Below are 24149 nucleotides of genomic sequence, written 5' to 3' on the forward strand. Positions count from 1 at the left end.
ATGAACAAAACACTTAAGTTTGGCGCACTAGCATGTGCAATTGCACTCGCTGGCTGTAGCCAATCGAGCGATACAACACATGTTATTGCTGAACAAACCTCAGCAGCACAAGCGATACAGACATACAGTGCAAACACTTTTTTTGATACTACATCCTTTATAGGTAGTAGTTTTTCACCTTCTGGTGAAAAAATTCTCGTTAGTAGCGATGAAAGCGGTATTTATAGTTTATATGAGGTCGATGTTAAAACAGGCAGTAAAGAACGCTTAACCAATTTTGAAGACAGTACCTACCCTGTACGCTACTTCCCTAATGATGAGCGCGTATTATTTACCAAAGACTCAGGCGGTAACGAGCGATATCATGTCTACGTGCGTGAAGTTGATGGGTCAATAAAGGATTTAACCCCAGGGGAAGAAACCCGCGCGAGCTTTGCAGGCTTTACCAAAGATGCTAACCAATTTTTTATCACCAGTAATCAGCGCGATGCCAAATTTATGGATTTATATCGCGTAGATAGTGAAACCTATGAAATGTCTCCTGTTTATCAAAATGAACTCGGATTAGATGTTGGCGCCATTAGCCCTGATGGACGCTTTATTGCTTTATCTAAAAATAATACCAATAAAGACAGTGATACATACATTCTCGACACTTATAAAAAATCCCTTAAACCACAACTTATATCTAAGCATGATGATCCCGCACAATATACACCTGAAACCTTCTCTACTGACGGTAAATATTTATACTACTCTACAGACGCAAAAGGTGAATTTTCACAAGTGTGGCGCTATGAGTTAGCGACAGAGAAACATAGCCCGGCTTTAGAAGACGAATGGGACGTAAACTTTATTTATTTTTCTAAATCTGGACGCTACCAAGTAAGTGGAGTAAATGCCGATGCCAGTACTAAAGTAACTATTTTAGATACTCGTACAGGTAAACAAGTCGCTATGCCCACCCTACCCAATGGTAATTTACGCAGTGTAAATTTCTCAAGTGACGAGAAAACCATGGCGTTTTATTTGAACTCTGACACATCCCCAAGTAATTTATTTGTATGGCAAGTCGGTGGTATTAGCGCCAAACAACTAACTAATTCACTTAGCAAAGAAATAAATCAAAGTAATTTAGTACAAAGCACAATTGTACGCTTTAAAAGTTTTGATGGGCTAGAGGTACCTGGTGTTTTGTACAAGCCCAAACAAGCAAGTAGCACTAATAAAGTGCCAGCACTAATTTGGGTGCATGGTGGCCCTGGTGGACAAAGCCGTACTGGTTACAGCGCGACACAGCAGCACTTAATTAATCATGGCTATGCTATTTTTGCCGTTAACAACCGTGGTAGTTCAGGATACGGTAAAACATTTTTTCATTTGGATGATAAAAAGCACGGCACAGATGACTTACAAGATATTGTGTACGGTAAAAAGCATCTTCAAAGTTTAGATTGGGTCGATAGCGAAAAAATTGGCATCATGGGAGGTAGTTACGGCGGGTTTATGACCGCAGCTGCACTTGCCTTTGAACCAGAAGAATTCAAAGTAGGTATTAATATTTTTGGGGTGACTAACTGGGTAAGAACACTTAACTCAATTCCACCATGGTGGGAGAGTTTTAAAAAAGCCTTATACGATGAAATGGGCGATCCTGCGACAGACGGTGAGCGTCATCGTGCTATATCGCCATTATTTCATGCTAAAAACATTACAAAACCTTTAATGGTAATACAAGGCGCTAACGATCCGCGCGTTTTACAAGTTGAAAGCGATGAACTCGTTGCCGCAGTCAAAGCCAATGGCGTACCAGTAGAATATGTATTGTTTGAAGATGAAGGCCATGGTTTTACTAAAAAAGAAAACCGTATCAGCGCTTCTAACGCTTATTTAAACTTTTTAGATACTTACTTAAAAGAGTCATTTGGCCCACAAGGGTAATTGTAGACCAATTTATATTAAAGCCTGCTGCGTTTTCTTGTACGCAGGCTTTTTACTGTTTGGTTAATCTAGGTTCCAGTAAAGCAAACACCAAACCAAATACAGCGGCAAATATGCCGATAAATTCGAGCCAGCTATTGCCTGCATGTGGCATTGTTCGCGAGATTTCATCTGCACTATAAACACGTTTACCTCCCTCAACGGCTTCGACAAATGACTCACCAACATACTTATCCATTAACTTAAAACTTTGTACTCTTCTGGCTAGTATTTCCCGCCCTTTTTCTTCTCTTTTCTCGCGGTTTGATTCAATAATATAATTGCTCCAATGAGTATAAATATTCAGAGGTTCATCTTTTTTGATCACACCCAGTGATTTGTATTCGTAAAAGCGTTCATTGAACAGATAGTTTTTATGTCCTGCATAAAATAATGCACAGCCAAAAGCAATCAAAAACATAGCGAGGTATATAATTTTTCGCTGTGCAGCAGAACTCTTTACAGCTTTACTTTTAAACCACACTTCTACATCGGGTATTTGCATCAGCCTAGCTTTATCATGGCTCGATACAAGCGGCTTCATAAACTCATCAATTGAAAGATCTAATGCAATCAATAAAAATCTAAATATTTCATTCGAGGGAATTGATTTATCGTTTTCAAGTTTTGATAAATAGCTCTGCTCTATCCCCACTTGCTGAGCGAACTCTGGCTGGCTCAGTTTTTTATTATTTCGTAGCTGCTTTAATTGTTGACCTAATGTGCTCATCTTAATGCTTCCTTTTTAAAAGTGAGGTTAGATTCTTGGTAATTCATGCAGATATATGAAGCTGAATAATGAAGAATAACAAGAAATATTAGCAGGTTAGTATAAAAGAGTCGATCTGATAGCTGATAGCTGATAGCTGATAGCTGATAGCTGATAGCCAAAGTATGTTTTATTAAAAGAAATATGAAATAATTTCATAATCTTGTTATTGAGGAAATAACAAGTGGCGGAGTGGACGGGACTCGAACCCGCGACCCCCGGCGTGACAGGCCGGTATTCTAACCAACTGAACTACCACTCCGCAGTGGTATGTGCATGGGGTAATGCACTTACTAATTTTGTTACGATATCAAATGGCGGAGTGGACGGGACTCGAACCCGCGACCCCCGGCGTGACAGGCCGGTATTCTAACCAACTGAACTACCACTCCGCAGAGATATCATATTACTTGTCATTACTAAATTTGTTGGCGGAGTGGACGGGACTCGAACCCGCGACCCCCGGCGTGACAGGCCGGTATTCTAACCAACTGAACTACCACTCCAGCATACAAATTTTTGTAACATAACAGTGTTTAAATAGTGGCGGAGTGGACGGGACTCGAACCCGCGACCCCCGGCGTGACAGGCCGGTATTCTAACCAACTGAACTACCACTCCAGCGCATATTTAAACTGTTATTTTTCTTATTGGCGGAGTGGACGGGACTCGAACCCGCGACCCCCGGCGTGACAGGCCGGTATTCTAACCAACTGAACTACCACTCCATAATAAGAATATGTTTTACAACCATATGTTGTGTAAGAGTTGGCGGAGTGGACGGGACTCGAACCCGCGACCCCCGGCGTGACAGGCCGGTATTCTAACCAACTGAACTACCACTCCGCATTTTCGTTGCTGTCTGAGTCTCCCCTGACAGCGGCGTGAATAATACGAACCAGCCCCTATTTCGTCAAGGGCTTTTTTGTTTTTTTATAGGTTTTTTAGTCATCTGACATCGAAAGGTTTAAAATTTCACCTGATTTGTCATTTTTTGAACCATTTTTGCCAACTTGATTTTTTTCTGTGTTGGTAACTTCACCATCAGCTGCTTTCTTTTTATTTAAAAAAGGCAGCTTAACTTTAAATTTGATTGGTTTTTTCTGAACAAATACACGAATTGCTAACCAGCCAAGTAATAAAATAAGAATATTACACCCTATTATTAAGCTAACAATTGTTGAAGTGGCTATTTTTTCATCTACAGGCTCACTTGCTTTCATTTGCTCAGGCGCAATTATCGTTGCCGGATCAATTTCAGGCACCGCAACTATAGGACGTTCTATTTCAAATTTATAGGTTGGTAGCGTCGCCATAAACTCACGCTCGTTTATATTTGTGCCAAAAACAGATAACTCAACACTGTATCGACCCCAATCATAATTTTTAACGTTAAGTTGGCGCGAGTCATTAGGAGCAGCATCTATGGTAAACATTTGCTCTTCGTTATTAGGGTAATAAATTTTACCCTGAATAATGACGGTTTCTGGCTTAACGACGCTTGGGTCTATCGTTATTGTCAGTTTATGCTCGTCAGTGTCTTGCTCTGCTAGGGTAACGTTTGTTGAAAAGGGAGGTTCGTGCACTTCTATCGTGTCTTGTACAATACGGCGCTGTAATAGAGGCGTTGCAACGTAAAGCTCTGGCGTCCATTCACCAGCAGGAAAGTCTAACGTAAACTCTCCGGTAAAAATGCCGTCTTTAGCGCGTTCGTCAAATCCGCGCCCGTCATCTTTAAATTCGGCGACTTCTTGTACCCCTGAACCAAAATTAGCAAAGTTTTCGTTATTGGTACTTACAAAATCTACATTAAGGCTTACTACATCCCTAAATAGCTCAGCATCTATTGGCTCACCGTCATTAAGAATTTTACCGGTAATTTTAATTGTCTCCCCTCTAAATAACATAGGAGGGAGTGGCTGCGCCTCTAAAGATACTTCACCAAGCACTACAATTCGGCTGTTTGGTAAAATACTGCCAATAACCTGCCATGGACCGGCCATAGGATTTTTTATTGTAACCAAATCGTAGGTTAACTCGTCAAACCAATCGAGGTCGGGGTTTCTTACGGCTTCAGTTGCAAAGTATTTACTGCCATCTGGCCTAACTAAAATAACAGCCGGTGCGCCTGGCTTTCTAAAAAACAGCAGGGTTATTTCTTCAATTTTACTATCTATACGAAAACGATTTTCTAATAAGGGGATTTCATTTTGATGCCCGTCACGTTTGAGCACTTCTACTTGCTTAACGCCATAAGCACTTCCAGCAAATAAACTGGCGGCGCATAACGCACTAACAAAATACATCGTTTTCATTGGTTAGCCTTATTCAGCGCGCCATAAACATTGGCCGCCTTCTTTATTGACAAGATCGAGTCGTGCTTCGTGTGCGCTTTGCTCAGCGTCGTTTGCACGTAAAACAACTAAAGGCGCCCTATTTGGGTTTAAACGTCTTATGCCGCCTTTTTGTTGCTCGCTGCCATCGTCTTTATTTTGATTTAAGTTTAGCTTTGTTTGCCCACCTGTCATGGCAAGGTAAACATCGGCTAAAATTTCAGAATCCAGTAAAGCGCCGTGCAATGTTCGTTTTGCGTTATCTATATCGTAGCGACGACACAAAGCATCAAGATTATTCTTTTGACCAGGATGCAAGTCACGCGCCATTTTAAGGGTGTCGAGAACTTGGCAGTAATCGTGGGTATTAGGGTAACCCTGATTAAGCAGCGCAAATTCATTATCCATATGGCCCACATCGAACGGTGCGTTATGAATAACCAGCTCTGCCCCTTTTATATAGTCAAAAAACTCTTGCGCTATGTCACGGTAAAGGGGTTTATCACGTAAAAATTCGTTGGTAATACCATGAACATCTATCGCTTCTTCTTCAATACTACGTTGTGGATTTATATAAACGTGAAAATTGTTGCCGGTTAAGCGCCTGTTTACTAACTCTACACAACCAATTTCTATAATGCGGTGACCCTGTTTAGGGTCGATGCCGGTGGTTTCTGTATCTAAAACTATTTGTCTACGTGCCATATCGAATTTAGCCTGACTCTGGTATCTTTCTATAATCACTTTATTGTACATAATATCAAGGTAAAACAGTGCAAAAAACCGTAGAGATTTATACCGATGGCTCATGTTTAGGTAATCCGGGCCCTGGTGGTTATGGTATTTTTATGATTTATAACGGTCACGAAAAAAAATTAAGCCAAGGTTATAAATTAACAACTAATAACCGCATGGAAATGCTCGCAGCGATTGTAGCCTTAGAATCACTTACGCGTGAATGCGAGGTAAATCTCACAACCGATAGCCAATATGTTAAGCAAGGCATTGAATCGTGGATAGCTAATTGGAAAAAGCGCGGTTGGTTAACCTCTGCGAAAAAACCGGTTAAAAACGTAGATTTATGGAAACGTCTAGATAAAGCCTGTAGCGAACATAATGTTACATGGAAGTGGGTTAAAGGGCATAGTGGCCATAAGTACAACGAAATAGTTGACGATTTAGCTCGCGATGCCGCAGGCAGTAAAGATTTACTTGAAGATGTAGGTTATCAGCCTTAATTGTTATTTTTTTCATCGCAGCGCTTAAAGTGCTGCTTTGAGGTTTGCCTAAGCCCTGCCCCTTTTACTGGCGCAAACTGCGGCCTTGCATGCCACTTAGGCTTTATAGGTGTAAGCGGGGCCACTCGCTTACGTGCCACCAGCATATACACACTCCCCATAGGTTTTAAATATTGTTTGGCAAAACTGCGCCAAAATTCAAAACGCGACAACCTGTTACCTCTTGCTAGCGATGAGTAAATAAATCGCTCATCACTCACTATTTCAAATCCTAATAAGTTAAGCCAATCTTTAACACGGGCAGGTGTAAAAAACCGCCCTGTCCATGGAAGTTTTTGACCACTAAACGGCAGCATTTGCGCAAGCCCACATAAGCTAAATGGGTTAAAACCGGTAATAACAATATAACCACCAGGTATTAGCGTGCGGTGTGCCTCGCGTAAAATATGGTGCGGATCTGAATGGTACTCTAAGCAATGGCTTAAAATACACGCATCAACACTGTGCTCGTAAAAAGGTAATTCGTCGATATCGGCCACAACACCTGTATAGGGGCCGGGCTCTGCAACGCACACTTGATGCTTAATGGTGCTAACACTTGTATTAATTTCACCACTTAAATTACCTAGTTTTAGCATGTGATAACCAAACATACGCGGTAACCATTGATCCATTTTGCGTTCAATGTCAGATCGTAAATAGTCACCATGAGGGAACTGCTGCCATGACAGCGGTTTAGGTCCTTCTTGAAAACTAAGGGCTGGTTTCATTTTATGAGCTCGTTATACTATGTGTTAACTGTCACTTTATAGAGCATTGTAACATGGTGCAAGTCAAAGCAATTAAAGCCTTTTCTGATAATTATATTTGGTGTTTAACCACTCATAATAGTAACCAAGCATGGGTAGTAGACCCAGGTGACGCAAGGCCTGTAATTACGCATTTAGCTGAACATAACTTATCATTAGCTGGCATTTTAATAACCCATCATCATAGCGACCACACCGGAGGCGTAGCTGATCTAGTTAAGCAATTTGCAAATATCCCTGTTTACGGCCCCGCCAATAGTCCTTTTGATGGTATTACTCATACTCTAATTGATGGCGATAATATCGAAGTACTTAATGTGCCATTTAATATTGTAGCCACGCCTGGGCATACGCTTGATCATATTTGTTATACCCACGACGAACTCGCTTTTACTGGCGATACTTTATTTAGCGGTGGCTGTGGTAGATTATTTGAAGGGACAAGCGAGCAAATGTGGAACTCGTTCAATAAACTGCGTGAATTACCAAAAAGCTGTAAGGTGTATTGCACTCATGAATATACTCAGGCTAACTTAGCGTTTGCAAAAGCAGTAGAGCCTCGTAACCCTGAGCTACTCGAATATAGCAAAAAAGTAGATGAACTTCGTAGTAAAGATGAAATAACGTTACCAAGTAATATTGACCAAGAGCTTAAAATAAACCCGTTTATGCGCAGTGACTTACCTACTATTACTGAATTATTACCAAAAGAATTCCTTTTGGTTACAAAAAACAATGAACCTTGGGAAAACTTTGCTAGTCTGAGAAAGTTCAAAGACAATTTTTAACGCATAATCTAATAGCTAGCTATATTTTATATTAAAATCATGCCTTTATCATTGGGGCATGATTTTCTCTTCGCGTTTAAAGTGGTCACTAAGTGGCAATGTTGACTCATAACGGGTAGTATTCGCCGAGTTTTTTACCCGATGTATTGGTATTTATGAATAAATCTCCTCTTTTAATTACCTTGGCGCTTGCGCTAAGTGGTTGTCAAACGGTTACAACCTTAGACTCTGACTCTCAAGTCGCTACTCAAACAAACCAAAAGCTTGAAGGCGCAAGCCCTAACGATATCAACAATGCATTGATGGTAAACGCACAATATCAACAAGTTAATAGTGAAGACGAAGAAGCTCCCGTTTTTGATGACGTGTGGGAACGTATTCGTTACCAGCTTTCTATTGACGTACCACAAAACCGCCCTGTTGTTACCGAGCGAAATTACTACGCTCGCCATCAAGCTTATTTAGATCGTATTTCTAAACGTGCAGAGCCTTACCTTCACTTTATTGTTGAAGAAGTAGAAAAACGCGAAATGCCAATAGAAATTGCATTACTCCCTATTGTAGAAAGTGCTTTTGACCCATTTGGTTACTCTAATAGAAGCGCTTCAGGTATTTGGCAGTTTATGCCAGCAACAGGTGAGCGTTTTGATTTAAAGCAAAACTGGTGGTATGACGGTCGTCGCGACATTGTTCAATCGACACGTGCTGCACTTGATTACTTATCATATTTGCATAAAACCCTTGAAGGCGATTGGTTAAACGCTATTGCGGCGTATAACTCGGGCGAAGGGCGTTTGATGCGCGCGATTAAAAAGAATCGTAAAAAACATTTACCAACCGATTTTTGGTCACTAGATTTACCAAGTGAAACCACAGCATACGTACCTAAGCTATTAGCACTTGCCGATTTATTAAAGCGTGCTGACGACTTTAACGTTAAGTGGCAACCGGTGATCAATGCACAAGTAGTCGAAGTGGTTGATGTAGGCTCACAGATTGATTTAGCGCTTGCTGCTGATATGGCTGATATGACGCTTACTGAGCTTTACAGGTTAAACCCTGGCTTTAACCGCTGGGCAACGGATCCTAATGGGCCGCACTTTTTATTATTACCTACCGATAAAGCAGAGCAGTTTAGCCAAAAACTTGCACTTACTGATGTAAAAGATCGCTTACGCTGGCAACAGTACACTGTCGCTCGTGGCGATAGCCTTTCTGTTATTGCTAAAAAGTTTACCACCAGTAGCAGTGCAATTCGCTCGCTTAACAAATTAAAATCAAACACTATTCGCGTAGGCCAGGAACTGTTAGTACCGCTTACCGATGGTGCAATTAATAGCGAACATTTACCTAAACAAATGCGTTTAGCAGCAAATAAAGCAACTCGCACTAAGTTATCGCACACGGTTAAAAGTGGCGATACACTTTGGGATATAAGCCGCGAGTATGATGTAACAATGGACGAACTTGCGTCGTGGAATAAACTGAAGAAAAACTCAGTACTGCGATTAAATCAAAAGCTAACTGTCTATAAATCAGCAAGTAAACCACAAGCAACCGCAAGTACTAATCGTACCATTACCTACAAAGTACGCCGTGGTGACTCGCTTGCGCGTATTGCTTCTAAGTTTAATTTAACGGTTAATGAGATTATTAAGTGGAATAACTTAGCCGGCCAAAAGTATTTACAACCGGGCCAAAAGTTAAAGCTTAAAGTAGACGTAAGAAGTAGCTAATTTATAGAGCTATAAAAGCAAAAAGGAGCGTATGCGCTCCTTTTTTAATACTTTAATTTAATAAATTAATCTGAACTCTAGGGCGTGTTGATCTTTGGTGGGCGAATTTGCAGCAGTATGTTTGGTTTTTAGGCAAGGCAGAGCCTATGTAGTGTGGTTGTTCCCCATAAATAGGCGATAACGCAGCATAAATGCCAAACATGCACTGCCCTCTGGGTTCTTTCTAGGGACGGTCAACTCTTTGTTGCCTACATGGATGTAGGTAAGGGGCGTGAGCAGGACGCGGAAGCTTTGCTCGGTTTTTACTTAGCCCACTAGGTTACAAACCTCGCGCCGCGATTTAATCGCCCCTAGATTGAACAAATTTCAATCCACAAAGATCAACACGCCCTTGTTAAGACATTTACTAACATATTGAATCATATGTGATATTTAAACTTATCTTTCTTTAGCCAGAGATTTTCAGTGAAAACAAGGCTAATTCTCTCGTCAATAGCTGCTAGGGATAGGTCTATTATCCAGAGTTCTGGTTAAATTAAGCTGGTAGTTTTTCTAGCCATGCTTTTAACCAAGGCTCTGTAACGGGCCATGGCTCAAAATCTTCACAGGCATCTATTTCTAGGCGATTACCAACTGGCTTTGCTTGTAAGTCGCGTAATAGCTCATCAAAGCTGCGACCAGCACCACAAAAGGTGTCACCATAGCATCTATCACCCATAGCAATGACCCCAAAAGGTTTATCGGTAAGCATAGGAAACGTGCTATTCATAGCAAAGTACAGCCCCGCTAAATTGCTTGGTATATCGCCTTGGCCTGTGGTTGAAGTAACAATTAAAATATGTGATGCATTTTTAATATCATCAAGAGATGCCTCATTAATAACGCTTGCAGTATGGCCTGCTTGCTCAATAGTATTGGCCACTTCATCGCTCAAACGCTCTGCGCCGCCATTAACACTGCCTACAAAAATACTAATATGTGACATTAATAATCCTTTTCTTGATCAGGCCAACCTAGTTGCTGACATATTTTAAGCATGTCTTCACCTAGTGGCGCTTTTATTGTGATGGGTTTATGCGTGTAAGGGTGCACAAAACTAAGCTCTGTTGCAAATAACATTAGTCGTCTTAGCTCAAAATGCTCTCTAAAAAATTGATTGTGCTGGTTATCGCCGTGATTTACATCACCTATAATCGGTAACGATAAATGCTTTAAGTGTCTGCGAATTTGATGCTTACGCCCCGTTTTAGGAAAACACTCAACTAACGAGTAGCGCACTGTTGGGTATTTACCAATAGGAATAGGCAATGCAGCTTGGTGCAAACAATTAAACTGAGTTTGCGCCTCTTGTGGCGCTTTATCTTGATCTGCAAACTTGTCAGCTATTTTATCCAGCTCTTCTTTTAGCGGTTTGTCTAAAAAAACTGATTCAGGGGCAAACCCGCGCACTAGCGCTAAATATCGCTTAGCGATAGTACCTTCAATGAATAACTGATTCATATCGCGCGCGGCTTCAGAGCTTAAAGCAAATAGCAGCACACCCGACGTAGGTCTATCTAACCTATGTACTGGAAACACATGTTGCCCTAACTGATCACGTAACATTTGCATGGCAAACTGAGTTTCGTGCTTATCTAAAAAAGAGCGGTGCACTAGTAAACCCGAGGGTTTATTTATGGCTACGTAGTTCTCATCTTGATACAAAATAGCCAATTCGCCATATTCAATAGGCTCTGGGCGCTCACTCATTGGGCTCTCCTAAAAAGGCATCAAGCTGAATTAGTAATTCAATAATCTCGTTACTACCATTTTTACTCACAAGGGTCATTTGTGCCATAGGCGCAATTGCAAAATTACGAGGCAATGGTTGCTGATGAGTCACTAAATGCTGAACTTTTTCTATAAATACAAATTGTAACCATTGTTCAAACGCCATCGTGTCGTGACAAAATGGAACACTGGAATTTAATGCCTCAGGGGCTACTGGCTGAGCTTGCCAAAGTTGATGCTTTTTTAAAAGAGCTGTGAGCTGATTTAAATAAGCTTGGGTTTGCTGGTACATAACCACCCTCTTTCATATATGTAATGCAATTATACCCTGTTCCCACACAGCCCGCTATGGCGTATAATTAGGGCAATTTAGCAGTAAAAACAGTTGAGAATACAATGAGCGAACACATAGCCACATTAGGCCAACTTTTAGACGGTGCAGGTACTCAGTGGCGTGCTTTTGATATTGGCAGACATATAACTAAGCTTGATAAAAAACAGTTTTTAGCCATTGAGCAAGCTCAAATCCCATACCCTTATCCTCTGGCAGGTCATGCATGGCTAGCTATTCAATTTTGGGATAGTAAAGCAAGCAAAGAACCATACGTGTGGTTTTTAAAGTTTCCACTTGATGAACAAAGCATGCTTGTAAGTGCTAGTCGCGATCACTTTGCCGATATGGTTATTCAAGCATTAGGCACTGAAATTACGGGAGAACAAGCCGATGGTAAGCTCGATAATAACCCGTATGTTTTTACACCAAACGCAAATAAGTTAGCTGCGTTTAACGCACAGCTTAAAGTGCTATTAAAACAACCGGCTTCGCAATATTACGAACACGCACAATTATACTTTAGCGGCAAAATTGGCTTTGATAACTGGCAAAGTGTTGCACTTCAAGGTATTGCAGATTTTGCACTACGTCTAGATAACGACGCAAATTTAAGCAACTTACAAAATGCGTGGGCGCATTTACCGCTTGTAGTATTACAACCACTTAGCGCAATGCTTGAACATGTTGAAATCCCCACATCTTTGAGTGAACTTTTATTAGCATATGGTCAAGCTGCAATTGAAAATAACGATACCATAGCTTTAACCGCTGCACTGCGCTCATTGTCTAAAGGGCAAGCGCAAGGGCTAAGCACACAACTGGTTGATGCAGCATTAAGCTCATCACTTGGTAATGATTCGGACGTACTTTTAACCATTGCAGGGCGCTGTTTTGTGCAGTTAGAAGATCCAGAGCGGTTACACATATTTATGGATAATTGTGCACAACATCAAGAAATAGCGGAGCTGTTTCCTAGTGTGTTTGCCGATTTAGTTGCAATACCCACTATTCGCCCTCATTTATTAGGTTTATTACGAAAAGAAAATCGTAGCGAAACTCTCGCACGAGCAATTGGAAGGTTATTCTCTTAATGGCAAGCTTATGGACGTTCATACTTATTGGTAGTGTAATTTATTTATTTTGGCTTAGCCGAAAAGTTGCTGAAGCAGCGAACGTTCATGCAAAGCGCCAAAGCGATCAATTACAAGTACAGCTAATGAGTGTTGCATGCACTAAGCGCCGTTTTGGTTTTTTAAAAAACGGTAAGCCAGGTATTAAAAGTGAATTTATATTTGAATTTTCAAGCGATGGTGAGAATGCTTATCAAGGTGTGCTTATAATGGAAAATGAGTTTTTGAAAAGTGTGGTTGTTCCGCCGCATAAAATATAAAAGTATTTTAAGCGCTTTTTTAATGCTTAAAACTAAATTTAATACAAAAAACTAAGGCGTAACTAAAGTTACGCCCCAATTGGACTGCATCCTGCTAGATATCCTTTATCTATAAATCCGTATTATCATCCCCTGAACGAGCAAACAACCTTGTTTACCCTCCCATTGCATCCTGCAATATCCTTAACCTTCCTGGTCAACCTGCGTAATCTAACGCGTGGCTACATACCGTAGCATCATCCGTGGTAATCCTTTTAAGTAGCTCCTGCCACTTTAATGCATCCTGCATTTTCCTCTTGCCGCCTTGGCCATCCTACGTAAACTAACGTTCCTGCTACTTCCTGTAGCGTCATCCGTGAATATCCTAAAGTAGCTCCTAGCTACTAAGTGCCTCTTGCACTTCCTAATTCATCCTTGTATCCGTTTTAACTTGTCCTTTGTGCTTCCTGCTAGCGCCTGCTATGTTGCCTATTCCGTATCCTTGGCAGTAGCTTAATCGTTAAGCTATGTCGTCTTGACAAAGTAAAGTTTAAAGCAAAAGTGGCTTGGTAATAGCACTTAACAAAAAATAAATGAGTGTAATAAATATGCAAAAATAAAATAAGCTAGATATATTAACAACTTAAATTAAAAAAGGCCTGTTAGCACAGGCCTTTATCTATTAATACTCACGTCAATGTAGGATATATCTCACGGCCTAATGTCCGTTTTGGCGTATTTACTCACACATGAATAGCTAAAAATTCAATTAATCTTACAAACTATTCATCTAAACCCTTATTTAAACAGCAAATCACCTTCAATTTTATTAAATGTAAGTTGTTTTAGTGCTTTAAATCCCTCGGTTTTAAAAAACTCGGAGTGCTCTTTACGTGTAACAAAAACAGCCATGCCTGTTGCATTTAAATTTGATTTTACTAAGTCATTTAACCCTCTTAATAAATATCGACCGAGCCCTTGGCCATGAAAGTGTGGATCTACAGCTATAAATGCTAAAAAGTAATAATTACCCTGCTCTTTTAATGCATCTCTTATAGTTTTTTCTTTTTCTATTAATTGGTTAGTTTGCAAAAAACCGGCACTGAGCATAAGTTTTAAACGCCAATGCCAATAGCGCTGGGCTTGCAGTTGACTATTAGACTCAAATACACACGCCACAGCTTTTAACTTTTCATTACGGTATAAGCCTATCAAGGGCTGTTTTTCTTGCCAAAAAGTACTGAGCTCTTCTCTAATAAGAGAACGAAGTTTTTTCTCATAAGCGGATTTGTTATTTTCAATATAGTTAAGCAGCGTTTGCAACATAGGATCGTCATGATAAGCCTGATAAATAAGACTCGCAGCAATGCTTATGTCTTCTGCGGCTAAATACTGCACGCTAAAGGTGTCTGTTTGTGTGTCTACAGTCATCGTGTTTCCTCTTATTATTGATTTTAAATACGCCGAACAATAAAACTCATTAAACTAAAGTTAACTATATACCTAAAGTAAAAAAAGCGTCAATTCAGCCAGAGTTTAGCTAGCCAAGCTTATAATTATGTTCTAACTTTGGATGAATTTAATATCGATTACATTAAATTTGCTAACTACTTAACTTAGTCAACCCCGACTCTAGCTGAGCACTATGCATATTTAATCAAATTGTTATCATTACATGGAGCTATATTATGGATACAACAAAGCACGACATAAACACCCTATTTGCACAGCTTGGTTTACCAAACTCTGAAAAACAAATAGATGAATTTATTGCCAACCATGAGCTCGAGGACACTACATTACTGCAAAACGCCCCATTTTGGGATGAAGCACAGCAACACTTTTTGGCTGAGTCACTTGAAGAAGATGGCGCGTGGAGTGAAGTAATTGATGAGCTAGATGTAAGAATTAGACAAAGTAACTAATCGTATTTGGCACATTAATTAATGTGCCCTCCCCTATTTATTGCTAACATAGCACCCGCGCAGCTTTACTAGCTGCGCATTTATTTATTAAAGAGTTATAACCCAATGAATTCAGTTGTATTTGATGCAATTAAAGTCCTTCTTGAAGAAGGCAAAACTCCCACTGTTGCGCTCACAAAAGGCCGCTTAGCTCAATCAGTGCCAATGCCAATGATAATTGCTGCAGTAAGCCAATATAAAAATAACCCTGAATCTATTCATAACTTAATGAAAAACCCACAGCAAACCAGCGATAACGAACCTAAAACTAGTCAACTAGATAGGATTGAGCAAAAGCTTGATAGGTTACTCGCTATGCTAGAGCAAAAATAATTTGAGACTATAAATGTTCGTTGTTGATTTAACATTTGATTGCTACCAAGACACCACCCTAGAACAAGCCGAACAAGCAATAAACCGCTTAGTAAATGCCCTGCGTTTTAATGGCCAAATAATGGGGGAAGAATTTCCAACCGTGTTAAAAGACGGTTACTTCATCACCCGTGTTATGTGCCCTACTGAGGATGCTATGCATCTTCTAAATAACAGTCCGTTTGTAAAGCACAGTATTGAGCTACTTAATAGTGCAGGTTTGCTTGCCCCAAAAGTTAAAATTATCGGCCAGGATATTCATTCAAATGGGGCTGATTGCTGTAAAGAACCATCAAGCTATATTTTGTACACAACTTACGTGCATACCTGTAGCCCGCTTTATTGTGGTGATGACTTTTTACCCGTGCCGCTATTTAATATACCCGCTATAGCCAATGGCGATTATAAAACGCTAATTAAGTGGCAAGAAGATTGGCAAGCATGCGATCAAATACAAATTAATGGTGCAACACGCTGTGAGTTTCCTGCTCTTGAGGAAATATCGAGTACACAAAGTGATTTATACCGCCGCGGAAAAGACATAACTAAACGCATAAGTTTTTTAACTAAAAAGCCAGTTTACTATTATTTATACCGTGTTGGCGGCGTTGATAAAGCCTCTGAACTTGAACGTAAATGCCCAAGCTGTAATAGTGATTGGAAACTAGATGAGCCTTGGTTTGGGCTATTTGATTTTAGATGTGAGCCGTGCGGTTTAGTGTCTAATGTGTCGTGGGATTTTCAGTAGCCACTACTAATGCGTTTTTAAAGTCAGCTTAGTGATTACGCTAAGCTGATTTATTAATTATAATTTAAATCTCAAGCGCTTTTAAAAACGACTCTATATTTGGTGCAAGTACATGATGTGTTTTTTTGCCAACATGCTCTAAACAAACTTCCCCACTATGAATTAAAACACTTACCAATAAATCGTCTTGATCTGTTAAGCCAATAAACACTGTTTCGGGTTGTTTTAGCTTTCGCTTCATTAACACGTGACCAGTTATGTTTTGTTGTAGCATGTCGAAATCATCAGTATTCCAAGCTTGTAATAGCTCGACTTGATGGCCGTCAATACTTGCCAAAATACTTCCACCGTACATATGACCATAAAGCTCACTAAGCGCTTTTGGAAATTCAAGCTCCAATGCCTTAGCTAAATCGTTTAATGAGCCTGCTGGCTGCTGGCGTACGCCTTGCCATTGAATATTGCCTTGCTCATCAACCTCACCAAGCTCACACGGGCTTGGCCATTGCTCATCATGCACTATAAGTGGATACTTAGCGGTGTTTTTAAGGGTATTTTCGATAAATTTATGGTGAAGTTGTTCTAAAAGCAATACTACAGACATACTGTGAAACTCAATTAAATTAGATATAATGTTCCCATTGTAACTATTTAAGAGCAAACATGACAGATTACAGCAATTCTCCAGACCTTAAAGGCAGTGTATTAGGGCAATCTACTGAGTATGTAGACGACTATACGCCAAGCTTGCTTTTCCCTATTGCGCGCAAGCTAAATCGTGATGCTTTAAATATTGATGAAGCCGAGCTGCCATTTAAAGGCCAAGACATTTGGACAGGTTACGAACTTTCGTGGTTAAATGCTAAAGGTAAACCGCAAGTTGCAGTGGCTTTATTTACCTTTGAATGTCAAAGCAGCCATATTATTGAGTCTAAATCATTCAAGCTTTATCTAAATAGCTTTAATCAAACTCGCTTTGAAAGTAATAAAGTGGTTAAGCAGCATTTAATTGACGATTTATCGAATGCTGTTAATAGCCCTGTAAAAGTAACGCTATACAGCCCTGATGATTACAATTGCCTGCCTTGCACTGCGCTTCCTGGTGAGTGTATTGATGATTTAGACATCGAGATAGATAATTACGACATTGACGCTTACTCTCTAAAAGCACAAAGTGACACTGTAGTCACAGAAACACTTCATAGCCACTTACTTAAATCAAATTGTTTAATAACCTCTCAGCCTGATTGGGCGAGCATTATTATTAGATACACAGGCGAGAAAATATGTCGCGAATCGCTGCTGCGTTATTTAATATCGTTCAGAACGCATAATGAGTTTCATGAGCAATGTGTAGAGCGCATTTATAGCGACTTAACCACGCAACTAAACATTAAAGAGCTTGAAGTGTATGCACGTTACACTCGCAGAGGTGGACTAGATATTAACCCGTACCGTTCAACGCACTATAATGATACACCGTTTGCCGTTAAGATTAATCGTCAGTAAATCTTGAATTTATATTAAAAAAGGAGCTTAGGCTCCTTTTTTAATATTGGTTTTTAGCTAATCGATACGCTTAGTCGGTATAGGCATCGCGCATACATCCACATAATTGTAAGACTGCACAAACCATGGTTCAGTTCGGTTTTTACGAGCATCAATGAGTTGCTTGAACGATACAGAATCTGTTTTCATTACTTTAAATACACTTTTATCGTTTTTAACATCAGCCAATACTTGCACATTTGTTATGGGGTTAAATGCAACACCATCGGTTGGTGTGCGCTGCAAGCGGTTAAAATGCTCCATACCTTCAAGTACTCGGCCAAACACTGTAATGTTTTTATCGAGGTAGCGCGGCCCTTGTCCTATGGTTACAAAAAACTCCGTACTCGCGCTATTTATATCGTTATCACGCGCCATGGCAAATACACCATTACAATGAACTTGCCAGGTTTGTGTATGTGTTTGATTTTGCGCTACTGCAAAACCATTTAAAAAACCCGTAACAGGCGCGTAACCATCGCCTTTTAACTCAGTAATTTTAAATGGCTGAGTCGTTTCTAAATAAAACTCTGCAGGTACCGTTTTATTCGCTGTTTGTATTTTTTTATTCCCTGAACTGTCGCCGCCTTGTGCTACAAAACCTTCAACAAAACGATAAACACTGGTGTCTTTATAAAAACCCTCTCGTGCTAGCTCTTTTATATGTGCGGTATGTTTAGGTGCAAGCTCAGGGTTGAGCTTAATATAAGCTGAGCCCGTGGGCAGCGTTATTTTTAAAATATTTTGTGTACTTACCGTTTGCCATTCATGTGCCTTAGCATTTTTTATTACATCACTTGCACTAACGGCTATTGCTGTGGTTTGGGAGTGCTGAGCACATCCAGTTAATGCTGTCATTAACACAGCTAAATATAACGCTTTCATATAATCCTTATAATACAAAGTGTAGGCTTAATCCCAGTCAAACTTATATAGCACATCTACATTTTGGTATAATCCACTGGTTATTTCTATATATAATTGCGAGAGTAATTGATACCGTACAGCCACTTCGCTTAATGAATCAAATACACCTACGCTATACTTAACTTGCAAGCTTGGAGCTACATAGCCTGATATTTCTACTTTTGTGCTATCACCGCTACCTGACGAACTTAAGCTAACATCGGAAAGACCAAACGTTTCACCTACTTTTGATACCACGCCTTCACTTCGGCTAACCCCTTGAGAAAGCAGTAATTGGGTGAGCATTGCATCACTAGAGGAACTATCCCCGTCACCTAAAGGTTGACCATTTAGTAAATACGCTAATGCTTGCGCTTGATCCATTGCAGGCTCAGAAAACACTTTAAGCGTTGGTTGTTCAACATTGCCTGTTAGTGTCACCCCAGCAATTACGTCATTTGCGGTGTTATCAGGGTTACGAATTGCTTTAATATTTAAGTACGGTTGCTCAATTGAGCCACTAAAACCGACTTGTCCAGTACTTATTATTAAATCTTGGCCAAACGCTAAATAAGTTCCGTCAATCAAATTAAGCTCGCCGGTGGCAATAATCGGCGCACCTTGGCTCATTTTAATCGCTAAATCCCCTGCCACTTTAGACTCTAATCCGAACGACTCTACCTTTACGTCATTTTTAACAATCACTTTTAAGTCTATGTCGTAATCAAACGGTACTTTTTCAGTTGCTTCTGTTTGTTGATCAACAATAATTTCGTCGTCACTTACTTGCACAGCCCCTTCGGGGAGCTCTTCAATCATTATACGGCCATAAGGTACAACCACTTCACCTGCTAATTTAAGCGCATTATTGGCTAAACCTATTTTTAAATCTGGCGATATTTTAAATGTAACGCCTTGTTGTGCGCGTACAAAAAACTGCTCGCCCGCTACATTTACATTTACTTTAGGTTGCTCACCTTGCCAATCAACATCACCTGTTAGCTTTATTTTGCCACCTTGATTGTCTTTTAAATTACCCTCTATTGTGGCAGTCGTTTTATCAAACAATATATTTATATTAGATTTTTGTAGCGCAATAGGAAGCTGTTCACCCTCAAGGTTTATATCGTTTACGTTAAGCTCACCATTTAATAGTGGGTCTTTTAACGTACCCGCAAGTGCTACCTTACCGCTAATATCACCTTTTAATTGCTCGAGTGTTTCAAGAAATGGTTGTAAGTCTGAAAGTAATATTTTATCAATATTAATAGTGCCATCAAGCGCCTGCGTATTTTGTATGTCATCAATATTAATTTGTGTATTAATTTTGCCTAATACGCTTGATTCTAAATTAGCTTCGAGCTGACCTTTTTGAGAGTCTGAAAAAGCACTAATACTGAGTGTTTCTACGGGTAATTTAAAGCGGTCTTCTTCTGAAGTTAATACAGCCGTTAAATCTGTAGAGTTTATATTGGCACGTAGTGTTTTAAGTGCGCCTGCATGCCAATTAAGGGCAACGTCACCCGTTATATCACCGCGTGTGCGAATGTTATCTGGCAAAAAGTGTTTAAGCTCTTCAAGGGCTAAATTATTTAACTTAGCATTTAACTGACCTAGCTCTTTAGTTTGGGCAAGCGTGTCTATACAAAGCTCGCTTTGCTGAGAAGCCCAACAGTGCGCACTCACATCAAAATTACCGTTTTGCGAGTTAAACATAACAGCAATATTTTTAGTGTTGCTAAAGCTGAGCTTTTTGTCACTGAGCGTTACATTACTAAGCTCACCGTTCCAGGTAGTGTTATTAATTTTGCCATTTACTTCAAGCTCAACACTGCCCTGTTCGGCATCTACTGATGCTGTAAGTTGGTGATCTGTTTTATCGCCGCTAATATCAATTTTAACACTATTAATTTGCTCATCAGCCACAAGCGCAGAACCTACACTTAACGATACGTCAGTTTGCCAATCAGCTGCTGTATCTAACTGCCCTTTTACCGTAAGTTTATTTATATTGATTTCATTAAAAATGAAGCTATCAAGTATTAACGCTAAATCGACAGAAGGTGTTAACCTCTCGCCTCTTACTTTTAAATCGGCGTTGCCGTCGGCAATAAATGGCATGTTTGCCTCTGCATTACTTTGAAGTGTTATTTTACCGTCAACTTTCCAGGTATCATCAACTTGCCCACTGAGTACTAATTTATTAGTGCCGCTACTTAAATAAAGGCTATCGATATTTGCTTTTAATGCATCATCAAGCTTAAAGTTTGACGCAAATTCAAGGGGTACCTCGTTTAGTAATCCGTTTAACTTAGTATCATCCATTTGTAGTTGCCACGAGCCTTCTGCAGCATTAAATGAACCTTTAAATTGCCCTGAAATATCGCTAGTTGCAGCATCCGTAAAATACTGCGCTTTTAGGTTTGAAAGAGAGCCGTTAAAACTCGCTTTAATACCCTTTTGCCAATCAACATTAGCTTTTATAATCGCGCTACTTTCGTTAGCTTTTATACTTAATGTTTTAAGCGCAGCTTGAGTTAAACCGCCAGTTAGTTGAGTATTAAGATTAACAGCCGGATAAGCACCTAATTGGCTGTTTGCCTGCAAATTGAGTTGGTAGTCATCGGCATTACCATTTGCGTTAAGGCTTACATTTTTAACTTTAAGTTCGTTACTTTGTGCATCAATAAGCCATTGATTAATTTTTCCGCTTAGTTCAAATGGGTAATTTTTTTTCTTTAAATTAGCGTTCGCGGTTAACGTGAGCGGATATTGCCCACTCGTTTGTAAATTTAAATTTAAGTCAGCTAAATCACCATTTAACTGTAAATTTGCTTGATGTAAATCACTTTGCAAAGTTACTTGGCCTTTTACAGGCAAGTTACCTGCAAGCTCGGCATCTAATTGGGTATTAAGCTGCCACTGCTCATATGTCGCTGAAAGCGACTGCAAATTAATAACTGCGTTTTCTACACTTAATAGCAGCGAGATGTTTTCGATATTATACTGCGCCGCGCCCTGTTCAATTGTTACTTTTGCAATATCAAACGCTTCAATGGCTAAATCAATTGGTGATGTAAATTCAATATCAGGAAGTGCTGGTAATTGTGTAAGTGCGGCTTTATTGTTTTGAGCTGTTTGTGCTTTGATAGGTTGTTCTTGCTCTTTTAAAGCAACAAGTATACTAGGAATATTTAAGCTTTTTACTGTGAGCTTTGAACCTTCAGCTTTAGCTGATAGTTTAAAATTATTAACACTCACATCTGCACTAGGATGGTTTAATGTAAAATCATTAACCGCTATATTTTTTATTGAAACATTAAAGGGTAAGGTAATTTTTTCAAGGGGCTCAGAGGGTGTTTCCTCTTGTGCCTCAACTGTTTTTGGCAAGGTTAATTTTATAGATTTAGCGCTTAAATTATCAATACAGATACCATCACACTGCCACCAAAATAAATCTATTTTTAATTGCTGAGCATTAAAATCTAAACCGTTATTCTTAAAACGAACATTAAAAGCATCGTTGTAAATAAAGCGACCATCTTTAATTTCAATATGTAACCCATCGACTGCTTTATTTGCACTGTAGGCAATAAACTGATTACCCGGGGCGGTAAATAATAAACAAAAAACGATAATAAGCAGCGTGATTAATATAGCACTAACGGCGGCTGTTATTTTTTTAAATACTGACATTAAATTTCTGGCCCTATAGTAATACTCAAGCGTGTACTTTTACTTTCTTTTGTTAATCCCCAAGCATGGTCTATACGCACAGGGCCAACAGGTGTTAAATAACGAAAACCAAAACCAGCACCTACCTCAAAATCATCTGAAAAATCATTTGTAGCCGTACCGCCATCAACAAATAAAGCCGCGCGCCAATTTTGAGCAAATTGGTAGTTGTACTCTATTGTACTGGTTAGTAAGTATTTACCACCTATGAGGTCGCCATCATCATTTTCTGGCGAAATTGATTGGTATGCAAAGCCACGAACGCTTTGGTCACCACCGGCGTAAAAGCGCAGTGAGTAAGGTACGTTTTCTATATCATCAACGAGCATTGCACCTACATTTGCTTTTAAAAACACCAAATGCTTATCTAAATAGGTACGTAGCCACGCATGTTGCATTTGTACTCTTACTAAATTAGTACTTGAGAGAACATCATCTAGGCCAAATTCAGCCGAAATTAGCCACTGCTCTCCCCAATAAGGAGTCGTCCCGCCTTTTGATTTTTTGCGAGCGTAACTAATACCAGGCATTAGCATTTCAGTACTTTCTTCAGGCTCATCACCAATGCGATATGTTTCTTGGTCTCTGCGTAAAAAAGCTGTACGCACCCACTTATTTTCGGTCAGCCATTGGCGCTGTAATTGGCCCGTTAGTATTTCGCTGTAGGTATCATTTGTGAGTTCATCTTCTAATTTGTAACCTACAGAGAACCGCCACAAGTCATCATTAGGATCGTCAACTGGAATGGTGTAAGCCATTGAAATATCTTGTTGCTTTTGCGCTACATTTAAGTTCGTCTCTAGGTAATGGCCATCTTCAGTGATCCAGGGCTTGCTCCATTTAAAACGTATTTTTGGACCTAAATCAGTGCTGTACCCCCCCCCAACTTCATAGCTATTTGCGGGTTTGGGCAGGACATCAACTTTGATAGGTACTTGGCTATTTTTTCGCGCGGCAATATCGGCATAAACACGAACACTTGCAAAATAAGGAGTACTTGATAAATCAAGGTTATAGTCGGCTATATATGTTGATTTATACGGCTGCCCTTGAGTAAATGGCGCTAAAGAACGTATGTATTTTTCAGCTGGGGTATTACTCGCAATTTCAATATTACCAAACTGATAGCGTACTCCGGTATTAATCACAAACGTAATAACGGCACTATTTTTTTTCACCGACACTTCTAACTTTCTTGCAGGCCATTTAGCGTCAAAGTAGCCAAGCTCTAAAAGCATTGACTCTATTTTTTTATGTGCAGAGTCGTACCTACCGTGGTTTAAAACATCACCCTGCTTTAAGCTAGTATTTTTTATTAGTGCTTGCAGCTGTGTATCGTTTTTACCTTCACCGTTTAAGGTAATACTAATTGCCTCTATTCGAGTTGCAGGCCCACGCTCAACTTTAACAATTAACTCGCTATCGTCTTTATCGTATTCAACTTCAACGGTTGGGCTGTAATACCCAAGCGCTTTAATACTGTTTTGTACTTGTTTTTGTGCATAGCGACGAAGCGTACGCGTTGGTTTCTCGCCAATTAATTGCTTAAGGTAAAGCGCAACATTATTTTCTAAATCGCCACTAATTCCTTTAATTTCGTAATCTTCAATGACTTTTTCTGCTGCATAGCTGTTTGCCGAGATTAAGGCTCCCACAATACACATGCAACGTAAAAACTTAATAAACAAGTAAATATCCTTACTTTAAATATCTTATACATAACGACCAATTAAGCGCATATTAGCATAGC

General features: G+C 39.7%; 22 protein-coding genes and 6 tRNA genes. 10 read left to right on the top strand and 18 right to left on the bottom strand.

What is annotated here, in order from left to right:
- Complete coding sequence (locus ATS74_RS07515) at nucleotides 1-1941, top strand: S9 family peptidase (protein ID WP_058548301.1); 1941 nt, start codon at nucleotides 1-3, stop codon at nucleotides 1939-1941.
- Nucleotides 1942-1993: 52 nt separating this feature from the next.
- Here ATS74_RS07515 and ATS74_RS07520 read toward each other — a convergent pair whose 3' ends face one another.
- From ATS74_RS07520 to dnaQ, 9 genes are all read right to left on the bottom strand, one after another.
- Nucleotides 1994-2710, bottom strand: a complete 717-nt coding sequence (locus ATS74_RS07520; RefSeq protein WP_058548302.1) for a helix-turn-helix domain-containing protein — start codon at nucleotides 2708-2710, stop codon at nucleotides 1994-1996.
- Between the two features lie 224 nt (nucleotides 2711-2934).
- Nucleotides 2935-3011 (bottom strand) — tRNA-Asp (locus ATS74_RS07525).
- Between the two features lie 53 nt (nucleotides 3012-3064).
- Nucleotides 3065-3141, bottom strand: a tRNA-Asp gene (locus ATS74_RS07530).
- Nucleotides 3142-3178: 37 nt separating this feature from the next.
- Nucleotides 3179-3255: transfer RNA gene (locus tag ATS74_RS07535), tRNA-Asp, on the bottom strand.
- 38 nt (nucleotides 3256-3293) lie between these two features.
- Nucleotides 3294-3370: transfer RNA gene (locus tag ATS74_RS07540), tRNA-Asp, on the bottom strand.
- Between the two features lie 30 nt (nucleotides 3371-3400).
- Nucleotides 3401-3477 (bottom strand) — tRNA-Asp (locus ATS74_RS07545).
- Nucleotides 3478-3518: 41 nt separating this feature from the next.
- Nucleotides 3519-3595, bottom strand: a tRNA-Asp gene (locus tag ATS74_RS07550).
- Between the two features lie 98 nt (nucleotides 3596-3693).
- On the bottom strand, nucleotides 3694-5064 hold the full coding sequence (locus ATS74_RS07555; RefSeq protein ID WP_058548303.1) for a TIGR03503 family protein: 1371 nt from the start codon (nucleotides 5062-5064) through the stop codon (nucleotides 3694-3696).
- 9 nt (nucleotides 5065-5073) lie between these two features.
- The gene (gene dnaQ / locus ATS74_RS07560) at nucleotides 5074-5787 is read right to left on the bottom strand and encodes a DNA polymerase III subunit epsilon (protein WP_058548304.1); all 714 of its coding nucleotides are present in this window, start codon (nucleotides 5785-5787) and stop codon (nucleotides 5074-5076) included.
- A gap of 68 nt (nucleotides 5788-5855) precedes the next feature.
- On the opposite strand from dnaQ, the gene rnhA reads away from it, so the two are divergent.
- The gene (gene rnhA, locus ATS74_RS07565; RefSeq protein WP_058548305.1) at nucleotides 5856-6320 is read left to right on the top strand and encodes a ribonuclease HI; all 465 of its coding nucleotides are present in this window, start codon (nucleotides 5856-5858) and stop codon (nucleotides 6318-6320) included.
- On the opposite strand, the gene ATS74_RS07570 is transcribed toward rnhA, so the two are convergent.
- Complete coding sequence (locus ATS74_RS07570; RefSeq protein WP_058548306.1) at nucleotides 6317-7090, bottom strand: class I SAM-dependent methyltransferase; 774 nt, start codon at nucleotides 7088-7090, stop codon at nucleotides 6317-6319. The two genes, rnhA and ATS74_RS07570, sit on opposite strands and share 4 nt — an antisense overlap.
- 53 nt (nucleotides 7091-7143) lie before the next feature.
- On the opposite strand from ATS74_RS07570, the gene gloB reads away from it, so the two are divergent.
- Together gloB and ATS74_RS07580 are read left to right on the top strand one after the other, a co-directional pair.
- Complete coding sequence (gene gloB / locus ATS74_RS07575; protein WP_058548307.1) at nucleotides 7144-7917, top strand: hydroxyacylglutathione hydrolase; 774 nt, start codon at nucleotides 7144-7146, stop codon at nucleotides 7915-7917.
- 155 nt (nucleotides 7918-8072) lie between these two features.
- The gene (locus tag ATS74_RS07580; RefSeq protein ID WP_058548308.1) at nucleotides 8073-9653 is read left to right on the top strand and encodes a LysM peptidoglycan-binding domain-containing protein; all 1581 of its coding nucleotides are present in this window, start codon (nucleotides 8073-8075) and stop codon (nucleotides 9651-9653) included.
- A gap of 535 nt (nucleotides 9654-10188) precedes the next feature.
- Here the strand turns inward: ATS74_RS07580 and ATS74_RS07585 are convergent.
- Genes ATS74_RS07585 through ATS74_RS07595 form a run of 3 tightly spaced genes read right to left on the bottom strand, consistent with a single transcriptional unit; the run spans nucleotide 10189 to nucleotide 11715 of the window.
- Complete coding sequence (locus ATS74_RS07585; protein WP_058548309.1) at nucleotides 10189-10638, bottom strand: flavodoxin; 450 nt, start codon at nucleotides 10636-10638, stop codon at nucleotides 10189-10191.
- A complete protein-coding gene (gene truC / locus ATS74_RS07590) occupies nucleotides 10638-11402 on the bottom strand; it encodes a tRNA pseudouridine(65) synthase TruC (protein WP_058548310.1) in 765 nt (254 codons plus the stop codon). The genes ATS74_RS07585 and truC overlap by 1 nt, the downstream gene beginning before the upstream one ends.
- On the bottom strand, nucleotides 11395-11715 hold the full coding sequence (locus ATS74_RS07595) for a YqcC family protein (RefSeq protein ID WP_058548311.1): 321 nt from the start codon (nucleotides 11713-11715) through the stop codon (nucleotides 11395-11397). Before ATS74_RS07595 ends, truC begins: the two co-directional genes overlap by 8 nt.
- A 104-nt stretch (nucleotides 11716-11819) precedes the next feature.
- Between ATS74_RS07595 and ATS74_RS07600 the strand changes: the two genes are divergently transcribed.
- On the top strand, nucleotides 11820-12848 hold the full coding sequence (locus tag ATS74_RS07600) for a DUF3549 family protein (RefSeq protein WP_058548312.1): 1029 nt from the start codon (nucleotides 11820-11822) through the stop codon (nucleotides 12846-12848).
- A complete protein-coding gene (locus tag ATS74_RS07605; RefSeq protein WP_058548313.1) occupies nucleotides 12848-13147 on the top strand; it encodes a DUF3301 domain-containing protein in 300 nt (99 codons plus the stop codon). The genes ATS74_RS07600 and ATS74_RS07605 overlap by 1 nt, the downstream gene beginning before the upstream one ends.
- A gap of 777 nt (nucleotides 13148-13924) precedes the next feature.
- Here ATS74_RS07605 and ATS74_RS07610 read toward each other — a convergent pair.
- Nucleotides 13925-14557: a GNAT family N-acetyltransferase gene (locus tag ATS74_RS07610; protein ID WP_058548314.1), complete on the bottom strand. Its 633-nt coding sequence runs from the start codon at nucleotides 14555-14557 to the stop codon at nucleotides 13925-13927.
- Nucleotides 14558-14814: 257 nt separating this feature from the next.
- On the opposite strand from ATS74_RS07610, the gene ATS74_RS07615 reads away from it, so the two are divergent.
- The 3 genes from ATS74_RS07615 to ATS74_RS07625 all read left to right on the top strand — a co-directional run bounded on the left by ATS74_RS07615 (nucleotide 14815) and on the right by ATS74_RS07625 (nucleotide 16210).
- Nucleotides 14815-15051, top strand: a complete 237-nt coding sequence (locus ATS74_RS07615) for a DUF2789 domain-containing protein (protein ID WP_058548315.1) — start codon at nucleotides 14815-14817, stop codon at nucleotides 15049-15051.
- Nucleotides 15052-15156: 105 nt separating this feature from the next.
- Nucleotides 15157-15423, top strand: coding sequence for a hypothetical protein (locus ATS74_RS07620; RefSeq protein ID WP_058548316.1), 267 nt, complete (start codon nucleotides 15157-15159; stop codon nucleotides 15421-15423).
- Between the two features lie 13 nt (nucleotides 15424-15436).
- Nucleotides 15437-16210 carry a Zn-ribbon-containing protein gene (locus tag ATS74_RS07625; RefSeq protein ID WP_058548317.1) on the top strand — a complete coding sequence of 258 codons (774 nt, stop codon included), beginning with the start codon at nucleotides 15437-15439 and terminating at the stop codon, nucleotides 16208-16210.
- 64 nt (nucleotides 16211-16274) lie between these two features.
- Here ATS74_RS07625 and syd read toward each other — a convergent pair whose 3' ends face one another.
- The gene (syd, locus tag ATS74_RS07630) at nucleotides 16275-16814 is read right to left on the bottom strand and encodes a SecY-interacting protein (RefSeq protein WP_058548318.1); all 540 of its coding nucleotides are present in this window, start codon (nucleotides 16812-16814) and stop codon (nucleotides 16275-16277) included.
- Nucleotides 16815-16873: 59 nt separating this feature from the next.
- Between syd and queF the strand changes: the two genes are divergently transcribed.
- Nucleotides 16874-17719, top strand: coding sequence for an NADPH-dependent 7-cyano-7-deazaguanine reductase QueF (queF, locus tag ATS74_RS07635; protein WP_058548319.1), 846 nt, complete (start codon nucleotides 16874-16876; stop codon nucleotides 17717-17719).
- Between the two features lie 57 nt (nucleotides 17720-17776).
- Here the strand turns inward: queF and ATS74_RS07640 are convergent, their stop codons facing one another.
- From ATS74_RS07640 to ATS74_RS07650, 3 genes are read right to left on the bottom strand one after another with little or no spacing between them, the layout of a single operon-like run.
- A complete protein-coding gene (locus ATS74_RS07640) occupies nucleotides 17777-18643 on the bottom strand; it encodes a peptidylprolyl isomerase (protein ID WP_058548320.1) in 867 nt (288 codons plus the stop codon).
- Nucleotides 18644-18670: 27 nt separating this feature from the next.
- Complete coding sequence (tamB, locus tag ATS74_RS07645) at nucleotides 18671-22360, bottom strand: autotransporter assembly complex protein TamB (protein ID WP_058548321.1); 3690 nt, start codon at nucleotides 22358-22360, stop codon at nucleotides 18671-18673.
- A complete protein-coding gene (locus ATS74_RS07650; RefSeq protein ID WP_058548322.1) occupies nucleotides 22360-24087 on the bottom strand; it encodes an autotransporter assembly complex protein TamA in 1728 nt (575 codons plus the stop codon). The genes tamB and ATS74_RS07650 overlap by 1 nt, the downstream gene beginning before the upstream one ends.
- Between the last annotated feature and the right edge of the window lie 62 nt (nucleotides 24088-24149).

It is taken from the genome of Pseudoalteromonas sp. H103, assembly GCF_001469205.1.
GTDB lineage: Bacteria > Pseudomonadota > Gammaproteobacteria > Enterobacterales > Alteromonadaceae > Pseudoalteromonas > Pseudoalteromonas carrageenovora.